A 19,706-nucleotide genomic window follows, 5' to 3' on the forward strand; every position below is an offset into this window, starting at 1 on the left:
GCGGTACACATGACGCGATGCCCAGCAACGACGTGGACCAACGCCTCAGTCCCCTCCCGGAGCAGGGCTACGTCTACCGCACCTCCTGGCCCGTGACCACCGGCGACATCGACGGCACCCTGCACCTGCGTCTCGACGGCGTGGCCCGCTACATCCAGGAGGCGGGCGCCGAGAACCTGATCGACGCCGGCGAGGCCGAGAGCCACCCGCACTGGATCGTCCAGCGCACCGTCATCGACGTCATCGAGCCGATCGAGTGGCCCACCGAGGTGACGCTGAGCCGCTGGTGCTCGGCGCTGTCCACCCGGTGGTGCACGATGCGCGTGGACCTGGTCGGCGCCGAGGGCGGCCGCATCGAGACCGAGGGCTTCTGGATCGCGATCAACAAGGACACCCTGACGCCGCAGCGGGTGACCGACACCCTGATCGAGCGCTTCGCGAGCACCACCCAGGAGCACCGGCTCAAGTGGCGGCCGTGGCTGAAGAACCCGGAGACCACCGCCGAGGAGACGCCGTTCGCGTTGCGTCGCACCGACATCGACATCTTCGAACACGTCACCAACACCGCCTACTGGCATGCGGTGCACGAGCTGATCGCACTGGCACCCGATGTGTGCACCGCCCCCTTCCGGGCCGTGGTCGAGTACCGCAGGCCCATCCGCCACGGCGAGGACGTCACGATCCGGTACACGCTGCGCGAGGACGACGTGCACGCCGCACTCACCGTCGGCGACGACGTCCGCGCGGCGATCCTGCTGCGCAGGCTGTGAGCGACGGCTTCAGCGCTCGAACTGCGGGTACACCCCGGGCACGCCCTTCGACAGCCCGGCCAGGACGTGCCGGCTGACGTCGTCGGCCAACACCTCGGAGACCCCGTCGGCGATGCCGTCGAGCGCCAGCGCGGCGACCATCGCGGGATCCGACTTCGGCACGTCGGCGCCCTTCATCATGTCGGTGTCCATCGCGCCGACGTGCAGTGCCGTCACGGTGATCCCGCGGTCGGCGACCTCCTGGCGCAGCCCGTTCGTCATGGACCACGCCGCCGACTTCGAGGCGCAGTACCCGCCCGCCGCGGGCATGCTCAGCCAGGACAGCACCGACAGCACGTTCAGCAGCGCGCCGCCTCCGTTGCGCTCGATCACCGGGACGAAGGCACGCGCGACGGCCAGGGTGCCGAAGTAGTTGGTGTCCATCTCGCGGCGGACGTCGTTCAGGTCGCCGGTCAGCAGTCCGGCACCCGTCGAGACGCCCGCGTTGTTGATCAGCAGCGTCACGTCGCCCGCGGTCTCGGCGGCCGCGGTGATCGACTCTGGATCGTCCAGGTCGATCGCCACCGGCGTCGCGCCGTCCAGGTCGACGGTGCCGGGATCGCGCGCCCCGGCGTACACGCGCGCTCCGCGCTGCAGGAGTTGCGACGCGAACTGCCTGCCCAGGCCACGGTTGGCGCCGGTGACGAGCGCCGTGCACGAAGAGAGATCCATGGGCCCATCCTGCTACGTCCGGCCCGCCATACGTGGCACTACGCTGACCTGGTGTCCGATCTCGTACTGATGCAGGTCGACGACCGCGTCGCACTCATCACCATCAACGACCCCGACCGACGCAACGCGATCACGGCGGAGAGTTCCGCGGCGCTGCGGGCGGCGGTCGAGGCCGCCCAGTCCGACGACGGCGTGCACGCGGTCGTGGTGACCGGCGCCGGCAAGGCCTTCTGTGCGGGTGCCGATCTGACGGCGCTGGGCGCGGCGACCGAAGAGGGGCTGCGCGTGATCTACGACGGCTTCCTCGCCGTCGCGCAGTGCACGCTGCCGACCATCGCCGCGGTCAACGGCGCGGCCGTGGGCGCCGGCCTCAACCTGGCGCTCGCCACGGACGTGCGCATCGCGGGCCCGCACGCGTCCTTCGATCCGCGGTTCCAGAAGCTGGGCATCCACCCCGGCGGCGGAGCGACGTGGATGCTGCAGCGGGCGATCGGCCCGCAGGCGGCACGGGCGGCGCTGCTGTTCGGCGCGCGGTTCGACGCCGAGGCCGCGGTGCGGCACGGTCTGGCCCTCGAGGTCGCCGACGATCCCGTCGCCGCGGCACTGGCCCTGGCATCGGGTCCCGCGTCGGCGCCCCGCGAGGTGGTCCTGTCGACCAAGGCGTCGATGCGTGCCACCGCCAACCCGGGCACCGTCGACCTCGACCAGCACCGGATCGCCGTCGACGTCGAGATCGGCCCGCAGGCCGTCTCCATCGAATCCCCGGAGTTCGCAGAAAGATTGGCCGCCGCCAAGCGCAAGTGACCGCTAGGGCGCCAGCGCGACGATGCGCTCCGCCTTCCGCAGCACGGGAGCGTCCACCATAAGGCCCTCGAATTGGAACACGCCGCGCTGGGAGCCCGCCGCATCGAGCACGCGCCGGGCCCAGCCGACCTGGTCGTCGGTGGGCGTGTACGCCGAGCGGATGACCGCCACCTGGGTGGGATGGATGGCCACCTTGGCGTCGAATCCGACGGCCACGGCGTCGTCGCTCTCGGCGCGCAGCCCGTCGAGGTTCTTGATGTCGAGGTACACCGAGTCCAGCGCCAGCCGGCCGTACGCCTTGGCGGCGAGCAGGCTCTGCGACCGGACGTGTTGCGCGACGTCGCGATAGCTGCCGTCCGGCCAGCGATTAGCGGTTCCGCCGGTGGCGGCGAACAGATCCTCGGCACCCCACATCACGGCGTACGCGTTGTCGACGCGCGCGGCCTCGGTGACGGCCAATGCACCCAGCGGGGTCTCGACGAGCACGATGACGTCGAAGGGTGCCAATGACCGGACCTGCTCGGCGGTCTCGGTCTTGGCCAGCATCACCGTCGTGTAGTCGGTCTGGGCCAGGGTCGTCATGTCGAGTGCATGGTCGGGCGTGGTGACCGGATTGACCCGCACCACGGTTCTGGCCGGATCGAGGCGCGTCTCGAGCAGGGCCCGGCGTGCCGAGTCCCGGTCCTTGGCGGCCACGCCGTCCTCGAGGTCCAGGATCACGACGTCCGCTGCGGCAGCGGCCTTCTCGAAGCGCTCCGGGCGGTCGGCGGGGCAGAACAGCCACCCGGGCCCGTTGGTGCCGAGTGCCATCAGGACTCCTCTGCGGGGCGCTTGCGCACCATCGTCTTACGCGATGCCGTCGCCACCACGTCACCGTGCTGGTTGCGACCGACGTGGGAGAACGTGACGATGCCCTCCCCCGGCCGGCTCTTCGACTCCCGGGTGTCGAGCACCTCGGTCTCGGCATACAGCGTGTCACCGTGGAACAGCGGCTTGGGGAAGGCGACCTCGCCGAAGCCGAGGTTGCCGACGATCGTGCCCTGCGTCAGCTGCGCGACCGACAGCCCGACCAGCGTGGACAGGGTGAACATCGAGTTGACCAGCCGTTGATTGAACGGGGGCAACGCATCTGCGAACGCGGCGTCGAGATGCAGTGCCTGGGTGTTCATGGTGAGCGTGGTGAACAGGACGTTGTCGGCCTCGGTGATGGTGCGCCCGGGCCGGTGCTGGTAGAGCACGCCGGTCTCGAACTCCTCGAACCAGAGTCCGCGCTGGGTGACTACCCGCTTCTCCGTCACAGGCCCATCGTTCGCTGCGCTCACAGGCCCGCCTCGCGTGCGATCAGCATCAGCTGAACCTCGGTGGTGCCCTCACCGATCTCGAGGATCTTGCTGTCGCGGTAGTGCCGCGCCACCGGGTACTCGTTCATGAAGCCGTAGCCGCCGAACACCTGGGTGGCGTCGCGCGCGTTGTCCATCGCCGCCTCACTGGCGACGAGCTTGGCCACGGCCGCCGCCTTCTTGAAGGGCTTGCCGGACAACATGAGTGCGGCCGCGTCGTAGTAGGTCGCACGGGCGACGTGCGCGCGGGTCTCCATCCGGGCGATCTTGAACGCGATCGCCTGGTTGGTGCCGATGGCCGCGCCGAACGCCTCGCGCTCCTTGGCATACTTCACGCACTCGTCGACGCAGCCCTGCGCGACGCCGACCGACAGCGCGGCGATCGCGATGCGCCCCTCGTCGAGGATGCGCAGGAAGTTCGCGTATCCGCGGCCCTCGTCGCCGAGCAGGTTCTCCTGCGGGACGCGGACGTCGTCGAAGCTCAACGGGTGGGTGTCCGACGCGTTCCAGCCGACCTTGTCGTAGGCGGGCTCGGCGGTGAATCCCGCGGTGGGCACCGGCACCAGGATCGACGAGATCTGCTTGCGGCCGTCGACCTCGCCGGTGACGGCCGTGACCGTGACGAGCTTGGTGATGTCGGTGCCCGAGTTGGTGATGAACTGCTTGGAGCCGTTGATGACCCAGTGTCCGTCGTCGCGCTTCGCGGTGGTCTTGGTGGCGCCCGCATCGGTGCCGCCACCGGCCTCGGTCAGACCGAACGCACCGAGCGCCTTCCCCGACGCCAGCAGCGGCAGCCACTCCTGCTTCTGCGCGTCGTTGCCGAAGCGGTACACCGGCATCGCGCCGAGCGACACTCCGGCTTCCAGCGTGATGGCGACGCTCTGGTCGACCTTGCCGAGTTCCTCCAGCGCCAGGCACAGCGCGAAGTAGTCGCCACCCATGCCGCCGTACTCCTCGGGGAACGGCAGCCCGAACAGACCCATGTCGGCCATGCCCGCGACGACCTCGTAGGGGAACGAGTGTTCGCGGTCGTGCTTCGCCGACACCGGCGCGACGACGCTCTGGGCGAAGTCCCGGACGGTCTTGGCCAGCTGCTGGTAGTGGTCCGGAAGCGTTCCGGTGGACAGGAAGTCACTCATGGCTGGGGCTCCTCGAGGGTTGCGATGATTCGGGCCATCGGCTGGCCCACCTTGACCTGGTCGCCGACGGCGACGAGTAGTTCGACGACGCCGTCGACGGGTGCCGACAGCGCGTGTTCCATCTTCATGGCCTCGACGGTGACCACGACGTCACCCGCGGCGACCTGGGCGCCGTCCGCCACGCCGACCGCGACCACCGAACCGGGCATCGGGCTGACCAGTTCGGCATCGCCGGCGTGTGCGGCGTCCGCGCGCACCGGCGCCTCGCGTACCTCCTCGACGGCGATGCTGCGGCCGCCACCGGCCAGCCACACCACGCCGTCCGCGGCGGCCACCACGTACTCCGTGCGCAGACCGTCGAGGGTGACGGCGAGCACGCGGCCGTCGAGAGATGCCAGCAGCGAACGGGTCTCGCCGTCCTCGATGCGGGCCGTGGCACCGTCCCGCGTGCCGCCGACGTGTACGTGCTCGGTGCGCTCGCCCGCCCGCAGACGGATGGTGGTGGGCGCGTGGGCGCCGGTGCGCCAGCCCGACGGGACGGCCCAGAGGTCGCCCGGTTCCGCGGGCCACCGTGCGAGCCAGTGGTAGGCCGCGGTGGCGACCAGTTCGTCGTCGGTGGCCGCGACGCCGACGTAGTCCGGCGTGCGCCGGTCGAGCAGACCCGTGTCGAGCCGGCCCGCCACCACGTCGGGATCGGCGAGCAGGAAGCGCAGGAAGTCCACGTTGGTGGTCACGCCCAGCACCGCGGTGCCGGCGAGTGCCGCGTCCAGTGCGGCGAGCGCCGCGGGACGGTCGGCGGCGTGGGCGATCACCTTGGCCAGCATCGGGTCGTAGTCGCTGCCCACCACCGTGCCGGCCCGGATCCCCGAATCCACCCGGGCGGTGGATGATTCGACCACGTCGAGCACCGTGCCGCCGGTCGGCAGGAAGTCGCGGGCCGGATCCTCGGCGTACACCCGGGCCTCGATGGCGTGTCCGGTGAGCGTCACGTCGTCCTGACCGAGCGGGAGCGTGCCGCCCCCGGCGATGCGCACCTGCAGTTCGACGAGGTCGACGCCCGTGACGAGTTCGGTGACCGGATGCTCGACCTGCAGTCGCGTGTTCATCTCCATGAAGAAGAACTCGTCGGGCCGGTCGGCGGAGACGATGAACTCGACGGTGCCCGCCCCCGTGTAGTCGACGCTGCGGGCGGTGTCGCACGCGGCCGCACCGATGCGGGCGCGGGTCGCCGCGTCGAGCAGCGGCGACGGCGCCTCCTCGATCACCTTCTGGTGGCGCCGCTGCAGGCTGCACTCCCGCTCCCCGAAGTGGATGACGTTGCCGTGCCCGTCGGCGACCACCTGCACCTCGATGTGCCTGGGGTTCAGCACGAACCGCTCCAGGAAGAGCGTGTCGTCGCCGAAGGCCGATGCCGCCTCCCGGCGTGCGGACGCCAGCGCGGCGGGCAGGTCGGCGGCGTCGTGCACCACCCGCATGCCCTTGCCGCCGCCGCCCGCGGACGGTTTGACCAGCACGGGGAACCCGACGTCGGCGGCCCCGCCGATCAGGTCGTCGTCGGTGAGGCCAGGCCGCGAGATGCCGGGCACCACCGGGACGCCGAACTCCGACACCGCCGCCTTGGCCGCGATCTTGTCGCCCATGGTCCTGATCGCGCCGACCGGCGGACCGATGAACGCGATGCCCGCCGCGCCGAGTGCCGCCGCGAATTCGGCGTTCTCGGAGAGGAATCCGTAGCCCGGGTGAACGGCCTGGGCGCCGGTGCGCTGGGCGGCCCGCACCACCGCGTCGATGTCGAGGTAGCTCTGCCGGGCGGGTGCTGGGCCGAGTCGAACCGCGACGTCGGCCTCGGCGACGTGCCGGGCGTGGGTGTCCGCGTCGCTGTAGACGGCGACCGAACGGATCCCCATGGCACGCAACGTGCGGATCACGCGGACGGCGATCTCGCCGCGGTTGGCGACGAGAACGGTGCTGAACATCTGGGAGGTCATCGCGTCACATCCTGAAGACGCCGTAGGAGACCGGCTCCAGTGGCGCCTGAGCGACCACCGAGAGTGCCAGTCCCACTACGGTTCTGGTGTCGGCCGGATCGATCACGCCGTCGTCCCACAGCCGCGCGGTCGAGTAGTACGGGTTGCCCTGGTGCTCGTACTGCTCGCGGATCGGGGCCTTGAACGCCTCTTCCTCGTCCGCACTCATGTCGCCGCGCACGGTCGCGAGCACCGAGGCGGCCTGCTCGCCGCCCATCACCGAGATGCGCGCATTGGGCCACATCCACAGGAAGCGCGGCGAATAGGCGCGCCCGCACATCGAGTAGTTGCCCGCGCCGTACGAGCCGCCGATGACGACGGTCAGCTTGGGCACCCGCGCACACGCGACGGCCGTCACCATCTTGGCGCCGTGCTTGGCGATGCCCCCGGCCTCGTAGTCGCGGCCGACCATGAACCCGGCGATGTTCTGCAGGAAGAGCAGTGGCGTGGAGCGCTTGTCGCACAGTTCGATGAAGTGCGCGCCCTTGACGGCCGATTCGCCGAACAGCACGCCGTTGTTGGCGACGATGCCGACGGGGTGGCCGTGGATGCGGGCGAACCCGGTGACGAGCGACGTGCCGTACTCGGCCTTGAACTCGGTGAAGTCGCCGCCGTCGGTGATGCGGGTGATGACCTCGTGGACGTCGTAGGGCACGCGTGAGTCGGTGGGCACCACGTCGTACAGCTCGGCCTGATCGGCGGTCGCGTCGACGGTCGGAATCACGTCCCACGGCGTCGGGGTCTTGGGGCCCAGCGTCGCCACGATGCGGCGCACGATCCGCAGGGCGTCGCGATCGTCCTGCGCGAGGTGGTCGGTGACGCCGGAGACTTTCGAGTGCAGATCCCCGCCGCCGAGGTCCTCCGCCGTGACGACCTCACCGGTGGCGGCCTTCACCAGCGGCGGGCCGCCCAGGAAGATCGTGCCCTGGTTGCGGACGATCACGGCCTCGTCGCTCATGGCGGGCACGTAGGCGCCACCCGCGGTGCACGATCCCAGCACCGCGGCGATCTGCGGGATGCCCTGCGCGCTGAGGTTGGCCTGGTTGAAGAAGATCCGGCCGAAGTGCTCCCGGTCGGGGAACACCTCGTCCTGGCGCGGCAGGAAGGCGCCGCCGGAATCGACGAGGTAGATGCACGGCAACCGGTTCTGGCCGGCCACTTCCTGGGCGCGCAGATGCTTCTTGACCGTGATCGGGTAGTAGGTACCGCCTTTGACGGTCGCGTCGTTCGCGACGATCATGCACTCCCGGCCGGAGACGCGGCCGATGCCCGCGATCAACCCGGCGCCGGGGCACTCGTCGTCGTACATGCCGTCGGCGGCCAGCGGCGCCAGTTCGAGGAACGGCGAACCGGGGTCGAGCAACCCGTCCACCCGATCACGCGGCAGCAGCTTGCCCCGGCCGACGTGGCGCTCGCGGGAGCGCTCCGACCCGCCGAGGGCGGCTGCGGAGAGCTTGGCGCGTAGTTCGTCGACGAGCACCAGATGCTGCTCGCGATGCGACACCGTCGTTGGCACCTGACTGCACCCGCTTCAGTTGAGTTAATGATGACTAACTGGTGGTATGTTAGTCACGATTAACCGAACTGTCCATGCCCTGGGAGGCACGCCGATGGCCGACACCGCCACGTCCGCGTCGGCCGAGACGCGTCGCAGCAGGGCGAAGTCCGACCGTCGCTCGCAATTGATCTCCGCCGCAGAACGACTGGTGGCCGAGCGCGGCTACCTCGCCGTGCGCCTCGAGGACATCGGCGCAGCCGTCGGCGTGAGCGGCCCGGCCATCTACCGGCACTTCCCCAACAAGGAGGCGCTACTCGTGGAGATCCTCGTCGGGATCAGCACCCGCCTGCTGGAGGGCGCCACCGACGTCGTCACCGGTGCGCAGGGACCCACCGAGGCACTCGACGGACTCATCGACTTCCACCTGGACTTCGCGCTCGGCGAGTCCGACCTCATCCGGATCCAGGACCGCGACCTCGGACACCTCCCCGCGCCGGCCAGGCGTCAGGTCCGCAAGGCGCAGCGGCAATACGTCGAGATCTGGGTCGACGTCCTGCGTCGACTCCACGATCGCCTCGACGAGAACGAGGCCCGGCTCATGGCGCATGCCTGCTTCGGCCTGCTCAACTCCACCCCGTACAGCGTGGGAACGACGACGCCGCCACGGTCGTCACGCGCGGTGTTGCGCGCGATGACCGTGGCGGCGTTGACGTCGCAGACGGGCGGCTAGTACCAGACCTTCCGGCCACCGACCGCGTGCCCGGCGGCACCCAGCAGCCAGAACACGGCGCCGATGACGAGGGCGACCACGCCGATGTAGGTGAGGATCGGTACTGAGAAGATCAGTCCGAGGACGAGCAGGATCACTCCGAGAGCAACCATGGCCAACTTCCCTTCGATGAATGGACCGGACGTATCGGAGCCGACCGGCTACTGGCTCGGCTCGGGCAGCTTGCAGTCGGTGACCTTCGGGTTGACGCCCGCGTAGTTGAGCGGACCCGCAACGACCGTCAGAGCGATGGTCCCCGCTGTCCCGCAGCTATTTTCGGCCGTCTGGAAGTAGTCCCGCTGGTAGGCCGCAACCACACCGATCAGCAGCCAGACGAGAACGATGACGCCGAGAATTCCGCCACCTCGCATGATGGTCCTCCATTCGTATGGCGCCTCGGTGACGCGTGATCTTGTTTTACCCAGCCGAAAATATGGCTAAACGCAGGACCGGCCGCTTTCCGCCCCGGTTCAGCGGCCCCGACGCGGCTCCAGACGGCGCGGGTACCCTTCGACTCATGAGGTGGGCATGACGGAAACACCGCGCCGCGACGGGTCCGAACCGACGCAGCGGCTGCCCCGTACCCAAAGCGGGTACACCGACCCCGCGTATGCGAACCAGGCCCCCTACGGCCCGCCGTACCAGCCACCGCCGCGGCCCACCCAGCAGCTGCCGCCGAATTCGCCGTATGCCTATCAGCCGCCGCCCACCGAGCAGTTCGGTGCGCAGTACCCGCCGCCCCCCGGCGGTGTCCCGCCGGAGCCTCCCGAGCCCGAGGGCCCCGGTCGTGGACTCTGGCTGTGGGCGCTGGCAGGCCTGTCGGTGGTCATCGTCATCGGCCTGGTGATCGCCCTCGTGATCGTCAACAGCTCACAGCAGGAGACGGTCGTCGCACCGCCCGGCTCCGCGCCGGAGCCTTCGTTCACCACGTCGCCGCCGACGACGTCGCGGACACCGTCGACCAGCCGGACCCCGCTGCCGATCCCCGCTCCCGGAACCAGCACCGCGCCCGGCGAACCCGTCACGCCGGGTCAGACCGAGACCGTCGTGTACGACGTCGCGGGCGACGGCCGCGCCATCAACATCACCTACATCGACAGCGGCGGCGTGTTCCAGACCGAGTTCAACGTCATCCTGCCGTGGAGCAAGGAAGTGCAGCTGGCAGCGCCGGCCGCACAGTCGGCCAGCGTCAGCATCATCAACGTCGGGCGCGAACTCAGCTGCTCGATCTCGGTGGACGGCACGCAGATTCAGCAGCGCTCAGGCTCTGGCCTGACCATCTGCAGCCCGGTCTAGCGCCGATCGGGGCATCCGCACCAGCAGCATGGCCGCAAGGCCGACCGCCAGCACGGCGACGAGTCCGCCCATGCCGGCGCGGTCGGTGCCGAAGACAGCGATGAACGTGGCGAACATCCACGGTGCCAGCGGCGCCGCCGCCCGGCCCGTCGTCGTGTAGAGCCCGAACGCGACGCCTTCCTTGCCCTCGGCGGTCAGGCGGAGCATCTGGGTGCGGGCCGACGACTGGGTCGGTCCGATGAAGAGGCACAGCAGCAGGCCGCAGACCCAGAACGCCGTCGTGCCGTCGAGGCCGATCAGCACGCACGCGACGATGATCATGAACGTCAGCGACCCGACGATGACCGGCTTGGATCCCACCCTGTCGTCGAGCAGTCCGCCGAGCACGGCGCCGACCGCGGCGACCACGCACGCGCACACGCCGAACAGCAGCACGTCGGCCTGGGACAGGCCGTAGACGGTCACGCCCAGCACCGCCCCGAACGTGAACACACCCGTCAGGCCGTCGCGGAAGATCGCGCTCGCCACCAGGTAGTAGACGATGTTGTGGTCCAGTCGCCACTGCTCGACCAGTTCGGCCCACAGCCGCCGGTAGGCACCCGCGAAGCTGACGCGCGGGCCCGTGTCGACGGGTGTCTCGGTGCGGCGCGAGAGCAGCAGCGGGAGCGCGAACAAGAGGAACCAGGCGGCCGCCAGCAGCATCGTCGCGCGCACCGGCCAGCCGTCCGCGGCGGTGATGCCGAGGAAGCCGCGGGTGTCGCCGTCGCCGGCAATCAGCCCCAGGTAGACGGCAAGCAGCAGGCCGACGCTGCCGAAATAGCCTGCGGCGGCGCCGAAACCAGAGATCCGTCCCGACGTCGCCGGGGTCGACAGCTCACGGAGCATCGCGTTGTAGGGCACCGTGGCGAGGTCGCTGCATGCGGCGGTGATCGACAGCAGCGCCAGACCCGGCCACAGGTACGACGGGTCGTCGCGGATCAGGCTCATCGACGCCGTGAGCAGGACGGCGGCACCCGTCAGCGCGGTGAGGACCAGCCGTCGCCGGTGCGCCGCGTCCACCCAGACACCCGTGGCGGGTGCGAGCACCGCGACGACGAGACCCGAGAACGTCAGCGCCCGGCCCAGCCACTCGGCCGGGGTGGTCGGTCCCGTCAGCCCCTCGCCCACCTGACCGGTGAGGTACACGGAGAAGACGAACGTGACGACGATGGCGTTCATGCCGGTGGCGCCACAGTCCCAGAGCGCCCACGCCACTACGCGCGACCGACCGGGAAGAGGCGCACCCGGGTCGGGGCTGCTCATGACCTCGACTCTATTGCCCGCGGGCCGGTCCCTACGATTGGCGCCATGCCAGTACCCGCTCCCCACCCCGACGCCCGTGCTGTCGTGACCGGTGCATCGCAGAACATCGGCGAGGCGCTCGCCACCGAACTCGCCGCCCGCGGGCACCACCTGATCATCACCGCGCGCCGCGAGGACGTGCTCACCGCGCTCGCGGCGAGGCTCACCGAGCGCTACGGCGTGACGGTCGAGGTGCGCGCCGTCGACCTCGCCGACCCGGCGGCCCGCGGCGTCCTCTGCGAGGAACTCGCCACCCGCAACGTGTCGATCCTGTGCGCGAACGCCGGCACCGCCACCTTCGGTCCCATCGCCGGCCTCGACGTCCAGGGCGAGAAGGACCAGGTGCAGTTGAACGTGCTCGGCGTGCACGACCTGGTGCTGGCGGTCCTCCCCGGGATGGTGGAGCGCCGCGCCGGCGGCATCCTCACGTCGGGGTCCGCGGCGGGCAACTCGCCCATCCCGAACAACGCGACCTACGCGGCGACCAAGGCCTTCGCCAACACGTTCAGCGAGTCGCTGCGCGGCGAGGTGAAGCCGCTCGGCGTCCACGTCACCGTGCTGGCGCCGGGACCGGTCCGCACCGAACTGCCCGACCCCGACGACCAGTCGCTCGTCGAGAAGCTGATCCCGGACTTCCTGTGGATCTCGACCGAGCACACCGCGAAGCTCTCGCTGGATGGGCTGGAGCGCAACAAGATGCGCGTCGTCCCCGGTGTCACGTCGAAGGCGATGTCGGTGGCGAGCGGTTACGCGCCCCGGTCGATCGTCACCCCGATCGTGGGTGCGGTGTACAAGAAGCTCGGCGGCGAGTAGCGGCTCCGCCCTCTCGCCGAGACTGCTGTCAGATCGCGCTCGAGCGCCGAATCGCGATCTCCCAGCAGGATCGGCGCACCGTGTGCCGAAGGGTCAGCGGCGACGGCGACGCCCGGTGCCGAAGATGCTGCGGGTGATCTCCCGGCCGATCACCGTGCCCGCCGAGCGCATCGCGCTCTTGAACGCCGGGCTGGCCATCATCTTGTCGAACATGCCGGGCTCGACGGCGTTCTTGGCGCGGCCGGTGCCCGACGCCCTGGCGCCGTCGGACGGGGCGGGCACGTCGACCGGCGGCGGCAGGTCCGGGTAGGACTCCTGGGCCGGAGGCGCGGGCTCCGGCTCGGCGACGCGGGCGTTGAGCCGCTCGTAGGCGGACTCACGGTCGATGGTCTGCCCGTACTCCGCCTGCAGCGGTGACGCCTTCGCCGCGGCGCTGATGGCCTCGGGGCCAATGGTGTCCATCAGCGAGCGTGGCGCGCGCATCCGCGTCCACGCCACCGGCGTCGGGGCGCCGCGCTCCGAGAGCACCGTCACGACAGCCTCACCGATGCCGAGGGCGGTCAGCGCCTCCTCGAGGTCGTAGACGCTCGTCTTCGGATAGGTGCGGACGGTCTTGTTCAGCGCCTTCTGGTCGTCGGGGGTGAACGCGCGCAGCGCGTGCTGGATGCGGGCGCCCAGCTGCGACAGCACGCCGTTGGGGACGTCGGTGGGCAGCTGGGTGCAGAAGAAGACGCCGACGCCCTTGGAGCGGATCAGCTTCACCGTCTGCTCGACCTGCTCGAGGAACGCCTTCGAGGCGTCGGTGAACAGCAGGTGCGCCTCGTCGAAGAAGAACACCAGGTTGGGCTTCTCGACGTCGCCCACCTCGGGCAGCGTCGTGAACAGGTCGGCGAGCACCCACATCAGAAACGTCGAGAACATCACCGGCCGGGCTGCCTGGCTGCCCAGCTCCAGGAGCGTGATCACGCCGCGGCCCTGCGCGTCGAGGCGGATCAGGTCCTTGGGCTCGAGTTCCGGTTCGCCGAAGAACGTGTCGGCACCCTCGGCCTCGAGGTTGACCAGCGCCCGCAGGATGACGCCCGCCGTCGTCGTGGACACGGCGCCGAGGTTCTTGAGTTCGGGCTTGCCCTCGTCGCTGATGAGGTACTGGATCACCGCGCGCAGGTCCTTGAGATCCAGCAGCGACAGTCCCTTCTGGTCGGCCCAGTGGAAGATCAGCCCGAGCGTCGACTCCTGAGTGGCGTTGAGGTCCAACACCTTCGACAGCAGTATCGGACCGAAGCTGGTGATCGTCGCGCGAACCGGGACACCGATCCCGTCGGTGCCCAGTGAGAGGAACTCGACGGGGTAGCCGGTGGCCACCCACTCGTCGCCGGTGTCGGCGGCGCGCTGGGCGGTGCGATCGCCGGCCTCCCCCGGCCGTGACAGCCCCGACAGGTCGCCCTTGACGTCGGCCATCAGCACCGGCACGCCCGCGGCCGACAGTTGCTCGGCGAGCACCTGCAGCGACTTGGTCTTGCCGGTGCCCGTCGCACCCGCCACCAGACCGTGGCGGTTGACCATCGCGAGCGGGATGCGCACTTTGGCCGAGGGGTCCACCACGCCGTCGACGACGACGCTGCCCAACTCCAGTGCAGGCCCCTCGGACGCGTACCCGGCGGCGATCTGCTGGGCGGGGGTGGCCGTCGGCTCTGCTGTCATGGGCCGAACCTACCTCTCCGACCTGCACCGCCGTCGTCGCGCCGACCGCGAACGGCATGCTTGCGGCGACACCGTCGGCGGGTGGGAATACTGTGGATCGTTGTGCGCGACGAACTGGTATGGATCGACTGTGAGATGACCGGCTTGGATCTGGGGTCCGACCGACTCATCGAGATCGCGGCGCTGGTCACGGATTCAGAGCTGAACGTTCTCGGTGACGGTGTCGACGTGGTGATCCACGCCGACGACGCCGCCCTGGACGGCATGGTCGAGGTGGTGGCGACGATGCACCGCAAGTCGGGTCTCACCGAGGAGGTGCGGACGTCCACGGTCGACCTCAAGACCGCCGAGAAGATGGTCCTCGACTACGTCCGCGAGCACGTGAAACAGGCCAACACCGCACCGCTGTGCGGCAACTCGATCGGGACCGACCGCGGCTTCATCGCCCGCGACATGCCCGACCTCGACGGCTACCTGCACTACCGGATGATCGACGTCAGCTCCATCAAGGAGCTGTGCCGGCGCTGGTATCCGCGCATCTACTTCGGCCAGCCGGAGAAGGGCCTGGCCCACCGCGCGCTCGCCGACATCCACGAGTCGATCCGCGAGCTGCGGTACTACCGTCAGACGGCCTTCGTCCCGCAGCCCGGTCCCGCGACCAGCGACATCGCCGCCGTCGCGGCCACCCTCGGCCCGCCCGCCGACGGCCACGCCTCGAACGATTCGGCCAGCGAGCCCACGAGCGGCTAGTATCTACGACGCCGCAGTGCTCGTTTACGAGTCGGCGGTGCATGGTGGCTGTAGTTCAGTTGGTAGAGCACCAGGTTGTGATCCTGGCTGTCGCGGGTTCGAGTCCCGTCAGCCACCCCAGCAAGTGGGAGGGCCTTCGGGCCCTCCCACTTCTTGCTTTCCGGCCCATGTGACGGCGCCGGGTGTCGGACCCCGGGCGGACACTCCTTCACCATGTACGACACGCGTCCCTACATCGATCCTCGCCCCCGCGTTCCCGGGTTCCACGACGTCCGCTGTCGCGTCGAGTGGTTTCCGCGGGCCAGGGGCGTCCCCCGGCGCCAGGCCGTCGGCGACTACCTCGACGCCGATTCGCCCGACGGGGCGGTCACGCTCGGCTGCGGCATCGAGCAGGCCATCACCGACCTCGACGCCGCGTACCTCAACCACGACCACGTCCTCGCGGTGTGCGACGCCGTCGACCGGCAGCTGGCCGAGCATCCGTGGGCAGAACTCGTCTGCCGTGAGGGCGTCGTGCGCCTCGTGCTCACTCCGCGGTAGAGACGAGAAGGGGCCTACCGCACCGGAGTGCGGCAGGCCCCTTGTCGGACGGGGTCAGACGGTGGCGTTGCCGGCCTTCCACTGCTCCCACGGGATGTTCCAGTCACCCAGGCCGTCGACGCCGGGCAGGGTGGACCCGACCGTGTTGAGGACGTCGACGATGTCACCGCGCTTGGTGTTCTCGTAGAACCACTTCGCGTTGGACGTGCTCACGTTGAGGCAGCCGTGGCTGACGTTGCTGTAGCCCTGGCTGCCGACCGACCACGGCGCACCGTGGACGTAGATGCCGCTGTAGGACATCTGGGTGGCCCAGTCGACCTCGGTGCGGTAGCCATTGGCCGAGTTCGTCGGGACGCCGTAGGTGGACGAATCCATCACCATGTGGCTCAGCCGGTCGCCGATGATGTAGGTGCCGTTGTTGGTCGGTGAGCTGTTCTTGCCCATCGAGATCGGCATCGTCTTGATCACCTCGCCGTTGCGACGGACGGTCAAGGTCTTGGTGGTGTCGTCGGCGACCGCGATGACCTCGTCACCGATGGTGAAGCGCGACACGACGTTCTCCTGGCCGAACAGACCGTCGCCGAGGTCGACGCCGTAGGTGTTCACCGCGACGTCGACCGTGGTGCCGGGCTTCCAGTACTGCGCCGGGCGCCAGCGCACCTCGCGGTTGCTCAGCCAGTAGAACGCGCCCTCCACCTCGGGGGTGGTGACGACGCTGATGGCCTTCTCCGCGGCGGCGCGGTTGGGGATGTTCTCGTCGAACCGGACCGCGATGGGCTGCCCGACGCCGACGACCTCGCCGTCGTTCGGCAGCAGGTACGGCATCGTCAGGTTCTCGGGCGAGTGGGTCTGGAAGCTCATCGACCGGTTGGTCACGCCGCCCAGGCCGAGGGACTGGGCACTGAGGGTGTAGCGCGCGTTGTAGTCGAGCGGGTCGGTGGTGGTCCACTGCAGACCGTCCTTGCTCAGCTTGCCCACCACGGTGTCGCCGTTCGCGTCGGTCATCGAGACCGCACCGAGCACACCGTCCTCTGCGCTGACCGTCACCGGGCTGTCGACCGCGACGCCGACGGCGCCGTCGGTCACCGAGGCGCTGAGCTTCGGCACCAGCAGGTCACCGAACGGGGTGCCCTTGTCGGTGATGGTCTGGGGCTGTGCCTCTTCCGACGGTGAGCTGGTGCATGCACTCAACCCGAGGATCACCGCCGGCACCAGCAGCAATGCCGCCCATGCAGTCGGTCCCCGACGCGGACGGGTCACCGAACGGACTCGCCACATGCTTACCCCACCTCACAAACCGAATTGAACGACCGACCAGCCGCCAGTTGTTGGCATTAGTCTAAGGGAAACCGCTGACAAGGGCGCGATCGTTACATCTGCCCCCACCCGGCCGGGCGAGCGATTTCATCTGCGCCGTGCCGCCTGTTATCGTCTTCCACGCGCGCCGTTAGCTCAGTTGGTAGAGCAGCTGACTCTTAATCAGCGGGTCCGGGGTTCGAAACCCTGACGGCGCACCACACGAAGACCCCGCCACGGCGGGGTCTTTGCGTTTTTCGGGGCAACGTCCCCCGGCCCCGGCCGTCGCGAAACGAAGAATTGCGTGACGCAATCCGTTGACACGTTCCGTAATCGGACCTCAAGGTAGCTGGACGGGGGCACCCGCGGAGTCCGTACCGCTGCCCGAGAGGGAAGTGGAGGCCGTGTGAACCGGTACCTCAGGGGCGTCGACCCCGCCGTGCTCTGGGGCTCGGCAGTGGCGATCGTGTTCTTCGTCGGCTGGGGTCTGCTCGCCCCGGAGAGCCTCGGTTCGGTGATGACGACCACGCTCAACTGGATCATCGGCAACTTCAGCTGGGCCTTCATCCTCCTCGCCACCGGCGTCCTGGTCGTCTGCGTCGTGCTCGCGGTGAGCAAGTGGGGCCGCATCCGGCTGGGGCCGGACGACTCCCGGCCGGACTTCGGCACGTTCTCCTGGGTGTCGATGATGTTCGCGGCGGGACTCGGCGCCGGCCTGCTGTTCTTCGGTGTGGCAGAACCGGTTACGCACTGGACGGCTCCCCCGCACGGCCTCGCCACGCCCGAGACCGAGGAGGCGGCGCTCGTCGCGCTGCGCTACACCTACTTCCACTGGGGCTTCAACGGGTGGGCCATGTACGCCGTGATGGGCGGGGCGATGGCCTACTTCGCCTACCGGCGGAACATGCCCATCCTGGTCAGCTCCACCCTGTCGCCATTCCTGGGGCGCGACGCACCGTCGCGCCCGCTGGGCCGCCTGGTCGACGGGCTCGCGATCGTCGCCACGCTGTTCGGCACGGCAACGGCGCTGGGCCTGAACGGACTTCAGCTCAACAGCGGACTGGACTACCTGTTCGGCGTCCCCAAGTCGAACGTGGTGGCGGTGGTGATCATCGTCGCCGTCACCGCGATGTTCATCCTCTCCGCGACGTCCGGGGTCGAGAAGGGGATCACGTTCCTGGCCAACCTCGGCTCGGTCGCCACGATCGGGGTGTTCCTGTTCTTCCTGTTCCTCGGCGGCAGCACCGTTCTGGTCGTGTCGAACGGCATCGAGTCGATCGGCAACTACGTCATGCAGGTCTTCCCGATGTCGGTGCAGACCGGCGTGGGCGACGAACCGTGGATGGCCAGCTGGACGATCTTCTACTGGGCGTGGTGGATCTCGTGGGGCCCGTTCGTCGGGATGTTCGTGGCCCGTATCTCCCGCGGGCGCACCATCCGCGAGTTCATCGTCGGAGTTGCCGTGGCGCCCACCGGGTTCGGCTTCGTGTGGTTCGCGATCGTCGGCGGCACCGGCATCGAACTGCAGCGCACCGGCGCCGCCGACATCGTCGGATCGCTGTCGACGCCAGAACTGGTGCTGTTCACCGCACTCGACGCGCTGCCGCTGGCGGGTGTCATGTCCTTCATCTGCGTCCTTCTGATCGCGCTGTTCTTCATCAGCGGCGCCGACGCGGCCGCGGTGGTCATGTCGACGATGGCGAGCAAGGGGTCGATCGCGCCGTCGAAGGTCGTCACGGTGATCTTCGGCATCCTGATGGGCGGAATCGCCTGCGCGATGCTGCTCGTCGGCGGTCTCGTCGCACTGCAGCAGGCGGCGATCCTCGGCGCGGTCCCGTTCACCTTCGTCCTCGTCGCGGTGACGTGGGCGTGGTTCAAGGCGCTGCGGGAAGAGGACGGCTCCGAGATCCTCGAGGTCGACGTCGTGGCCAGATCCGGTGATGCGCTGGCACCCGTCGCCGAGGAGCGTGCACCGTGAGACGACTCACTGCGGCACTGGCCGCACTGCTGATGCTGGTCCTGACGGCGTGCGGCTCCAACGGCGAGAAGGACGCGTCGCAGCAGCCCCAGGGTGCCGCGCTGCGCATCACCCTGGGCACCCCCGCGTTTCCGGAGGCGAGGATCCTCGGCGAACTGTGGAAGCAGGCGCTCGCCGTCAACGGGTACGCGGTCGACCTGCGCAAGGGCGTCGGCCCGGCCGGAGCGCTCGACGAGGCGCTGCACGCCGGTTCGATCGACGGATACGTCGCCTACACCGGCACCGTCCTCTCGGTGGTCGCCGGTCAGGACGTCTCCGGGCTCGACCCGCAGGAGACCTACGACCGCGTCGAGCAGTACTACGACTCGCAGGGCATGTTCACCAGCGCGATGACGCCGTTCGAGAACACCGACGCGATCGCCGTCACCCGGGAGTACGCCGCCGCCAACCGGCTCGCCCAGATCGGTGACCTGCGCAGCCGCGGCACCTTCACCCTGGGCGCCCGCCCCGAGTTCGAGAACCTCTCCCTGGGCCTCGCGGGCCTCAGGAAGGTCTACGGGCTGACTGGTGACCAGTTCCGCCCGATCCCGCTCGGCGAGCAGTACGCCGCCCTCGACGAGGGTCGGGTCGACGCCGTCAATGCCTTCACCACCGATCCGCAACTCGAGAGCGGCAAGTACGTCCTGCTGCGGAATCCCCAGCTGCTGTTCGGCTCGCAGAACGTCGCGATGGTGGTGTCCAAGGACAAGCTCGCGCGAGTGAACGCCGACGATCTGCTGAGGGTGGTCGACGCCGTCAACGCGACGCTCACCACCGACGTGATCGTCGACCTGAACGCCAAGGTGACCGCCGGGCGCGAGGATGTCGAGGTGGCCCGCGACTTCCTGCGCAGCGTCGACCTCGCCACAACCCTGCGCAACTGACCCCAGGAGA

The 19,706-nt window shown here is 69.3% G+C and carries 20 protein-coding genes and 2 tRNA genes; 11 read left to right on the forward strand and 11 right to left on the reverse strand.

The genetic code is table 11. The annotated features are described in order from the left end of the window. Positions 1-17 precede the first annotated feature (17 nt). Positions 18-770: an acyl-[acyl-carrier-protein] thioesterase gene (locus tag AC1MEY_RS13235; protein WP_480231054.1), complete on the forward strand. Its 753-nt coding sequence runs from the start codon at positions 18-20 to the stop codon at positions 768-770. Between the two features lie 9 nt (positions 771-779). On the opposite strand, the gene AC1MEY_RS13240 is transcribed toward AC1MEY_RS13235, so the two are convergent. Beyond that, positions 780-1,481: an SDR family oxidoreductase gene (locus AC1MEY_RS13240; protein ID WP_480231055.1), complete on the reverse strand. Its 702-nt coding sequence runs from the start codon at positions 1,479-1,481 to the stop codon at positions 780-782. 51 nt (positions 1,482-1,532) lie between these two features. Here AC1MEY_RS13240 and AC1MEY_RS13245 point away from each other — a divergent pair, with 51 nt between their 5' ends. Continuing rightward, positions 1,533-2,285, forward strand: coding sequence for an enoyl-CoA hydratase (locus AC1MEY_RS13245; protein ID WP_480231056.1), 753 nt, complete (start codon positions 1,533-1,535; stop codon positions 2,283-2,285). Positions 2,286-2,288: 3 nt separating this feature from the next. On the opposite strand, the gene AC1MEY_RS13250 is transcribed toward AC1MEY_RS13245, so the two are convergent. Genes AC1MEY_RS13250 through AC1MEY_RS13270 form a run of 5 tightly spaced genes read right to left on the reverse strand, consistent with a single transcriptional unit; the run spans position 2,289 to position 8,307 of the window. Then, positions 2,289-3,095 (reverse strand): HpcH/HpaI aldolase/citrate lyase family protein, encoded by an 807-nt coding sequence (locus AC1MEY_RS13250; protein ID WP_480231057.1) that lies wholly within the window; start codon positions 3,093-3,095, stop codon positions 2,289-2,291. After that, positions 3,095-3,583 (reverse strand): MaoC family dehydratase, encoded by a 489-nt coding sequence (locus AC1MEY_RS13255; protein ID WP_480231058.1) that lies wholly within the window; start codon positions 3,581-3,583, stop codon positions 3,095-3,097. The genes AC1MEY_RS13250 and AC1MEY_RS13255 overlap by 1 nt, the downstream gene beginning before the upstream one ends. Positions 3,584-3,603: 20 nt before the next feature. Continuing rightward, the gene (locus AC1MEY_RS13260) at positions 3,604-4,764 is read right to left on the reverse strand and encodes an acyl-CoA dehydrogenase family protein (protein ID WP_480231059.1); all 1,161 of its coding nucleotides are present in this window, start codon (positions 4,762-4,764) and stop codon (positions 3,604-3,606) included. Further along, positions 4,761-6,752: an acetyl/propionyl/methylcrotonyl-CoA carboxylase subunit alpha gene (locus tag AC1MEY_RS13265; protein WP_480231060.1), complete on the reverse strand. Its 1,992-nt coding sequence runs from the start codon at positions 6,750-6,752 to the stop codon at positions 4,761-4,763. The genes AC1MEY_RS13260 and AC1MEY_RS13265 overlap by 4 nt, the downstream gene beginning before the upstream one ends. Positions 6,753-6,756: 4 nt before the next feature. Beyond that, positions 6,757-8,307, reverse strand: coding sequence for a carboxyl transferase domain-containing protein (locus AC1MEY_RS13270; protein ID WP_480231061.1), 1,551 nt, complete (start codon positions 8,305-8,307; stop codon positions 6,757-6,759). 94 nt (positions 8,308-8,401) lie between these two features. On the opposite strand from AC1MEY_RS13270, the gene AC1MEY_RS13275 reads away from it, so the two are divergent. Beyond that, positions 8,402-9,019, forward strand: coding sequence for an SACE_7040 family transcriptional regulator (locus tag AC1MEY_RS13275; protein ID WP_480231062.1), 618 nt, complete (start codon positions 8,402-8,404; stop codon positions 9,017-9,019). On the opposite strand, the gene AC1MEY_RS13280 is transcribed toward AC1MEY_RS13275, so the two are convergent. Together AC1MEY_RS13280 and AC1MEY_RS13285 are read right to left on the reverse strand one after the other, a co-directional pair. Then, on the reverse strand, positions 9,016-9,171 hold the full coding sequence (locus AC1MEY_RS13280; protein WP_480231063.1) for a DUF6131 family protein: 156 nt from the start codon (positions 9,169-9,171) through the stop codon (positions 9,016-9,018). The two genes, AC1MEY_RS13275 and AC1MEY_RS13280, sit on opposite strands and share 4 nt — an antisense overlap. Positions 9,172-9,219: 48 nt before the next feature. Beyond that, positions 9,220-9,429, reverse strand: coding sequence for a hypothetical protein (locus tag AC1MEY_RS13285; RefSeq protein WP_163802096.1), 210 nt, complete (start codon positions 9,427-9,429; stop codon positions 9,220-9,222). Between the two features lie 157 nt (positions 9,430-9,586). Here AC1MEY_RS13285 and AC1MEY_RS13290 point away from each other — a divergent pair, with 157 nt between their 5' ends. After that, positions 9,587-10,354 carry an MmpS family transport accessory protein gene (locus AC1MEY_RS13290; RefSeq protein WP_480231064.1) on the forward strand — a complete coding sequence of 256 codons (768 nt, stop codon included), beginning with the start codon at positions 9,587-9,589 and terminating at the stop codon, positions 10,352-10,354. Here the strand turns inward: AC1MEY_RS13290 and AC1MEY_RS13295 are convergent. After that, positions 10,319-11,656, reverse strand: a complete 1,338-nt coding sequence (locus AC1MEY_RS13295) for an MFS transporter (protein ID WP_480231065.1) — start codon at positions 11,654-11,656, stop codon at positions 10,319-10,321. The genes AC1MEY_RS13290 and AC1MEY_RS13295 overlap by 36 nt on opposite strands. Before the next feature lie 45 nt (positions 11,657-11,701). Here AC1MEY_RS13295 and cmrA point away from each other — a divergent pair, with 45 nt between their 5' ends. Continuing rightward, positions 11,702-12,508: a mycolate reductase gene (gene cmrA, locus AC1MEY_RS13300; protein WP_480231066.1), complete on the forward strand. Its 807-nt coding sequence runs from the start codon at positions 11,702-11,704 to the stop codon at positions 12,506-12,508. A 93-nt stretch (positions 12,509-12,601) separates the two neighbouring features. Here the strand turns inward: cmrA and AC1MEY_RS13305 are convergent, their stop codons facing one another. After that, complete coding sequence (locus tag AC1MEY_RS13305; protein WP_480231067.1) at positions 12,602-14,209, reverse strand: helicase HerA-like domain-containing protein; 1,608 nt, start codon at positions 14,207-14,209, stop codon at positions 12,602-12,604. 102 nt (positions 14,210-14,311) lie between these two features. On the opposite strand from AC1MEY_RS13305, the gene orn reads away from it, so the two are divergent. From orn to AC1MEY_RS13320, 3 genes are all read left to right on the forward strand, one after another. Continuing rightward, positions 14,312-14,959 carry an oligoribonuclease gene (gene orn, locus AC1MEY_RS13310; protein ID WP_480231068.1) on the forward strand — a complete coding sequence of 216 codons (648 nt, stop codon included), beginning with the start codon at positions 14,312-14,314 and terminating at the stop codon, positions 14,957-14,959. A 44-nt stretch (positions 14,960-15,003) separates the two neighbouring features. Continuing rightward, positions 15,004-15,079 (forward strand) — tRNA-His (locus AC1MEY_RS13315). A 93-nt stretch (positions 15,080-15,172) separates the two neighbouring features. Next, positions 15,173-15,499, forward strand: a complete 327-nt coding sequence (locus AC1MEY_RS13320) for a hypothetical protein (RefSeq protein ID WP_480231069.1) — start codon at positions 15,173-15,175, stop codon at positions 15,497-15,499. A 54-nt stretch (positions 15,500-15,553) separates the two neighbouring features. On the opposite strand, the gene AC1MEY_RS13325 is transcribed toward AC1MEY_RS13320, so the two are convergent. Then, entirely contained in the window at positions 15,554-16,777 is a 1,224-nt protein-coding gene (locus tag AC1MEY_RS13325) for a L,D-transpeptidase (RefSeq protein WP_480231070.1), read from the reverse strand. 163 nt (positions 16,778-16,940) lie between these two features. On the opposite strand from AC1MEY_RS13325, the gene AC1MEY_RS13330 reads away from it, so the two are divergent. From AC1MEY_RS13330 to AC1MEY_RS13340, 3 genes are all read left to right on the forward strand, one after another. Beyond that, positions 16,941-17,016 (forward strand) — tRNA-Lys (locus AC1MEY_RS13330). 185 nt (positions 17,017-17,201) lie between these two features. After that, positions 17,202-18,773: a BCCT family transporter gene (locus AC1MEY_RS13335; protein WP_480231071.1), complete on the forward strand. Its 1,572-nt coding sequence runs from the start codon at positions 17,202-17,204 to the stop codon at positions 18,771-18,773. After that, positions 18,770-19,696, forward strand: coding sequence for an ABC transporter substrate-binding protein (locus tag AC1MEY_RS13340; RefSeq protein WP_480231072.1), 927 nt, complete (start codon positions 18,770-18,772; stop codon positions 19,694-19,696). The genes AC1MEY_RS13335 and AC1MEY_RS13340 overlap by 4 nt, the downstream gene beginning before the upstream one ends. The last annotated feature ends 10 nt before the right edge of the window (positions 19,697-19,706 follow it).

The sequence above is a fragment of the Mycobacterium sp. PTI7 genome, assembly GCF_056679845.1.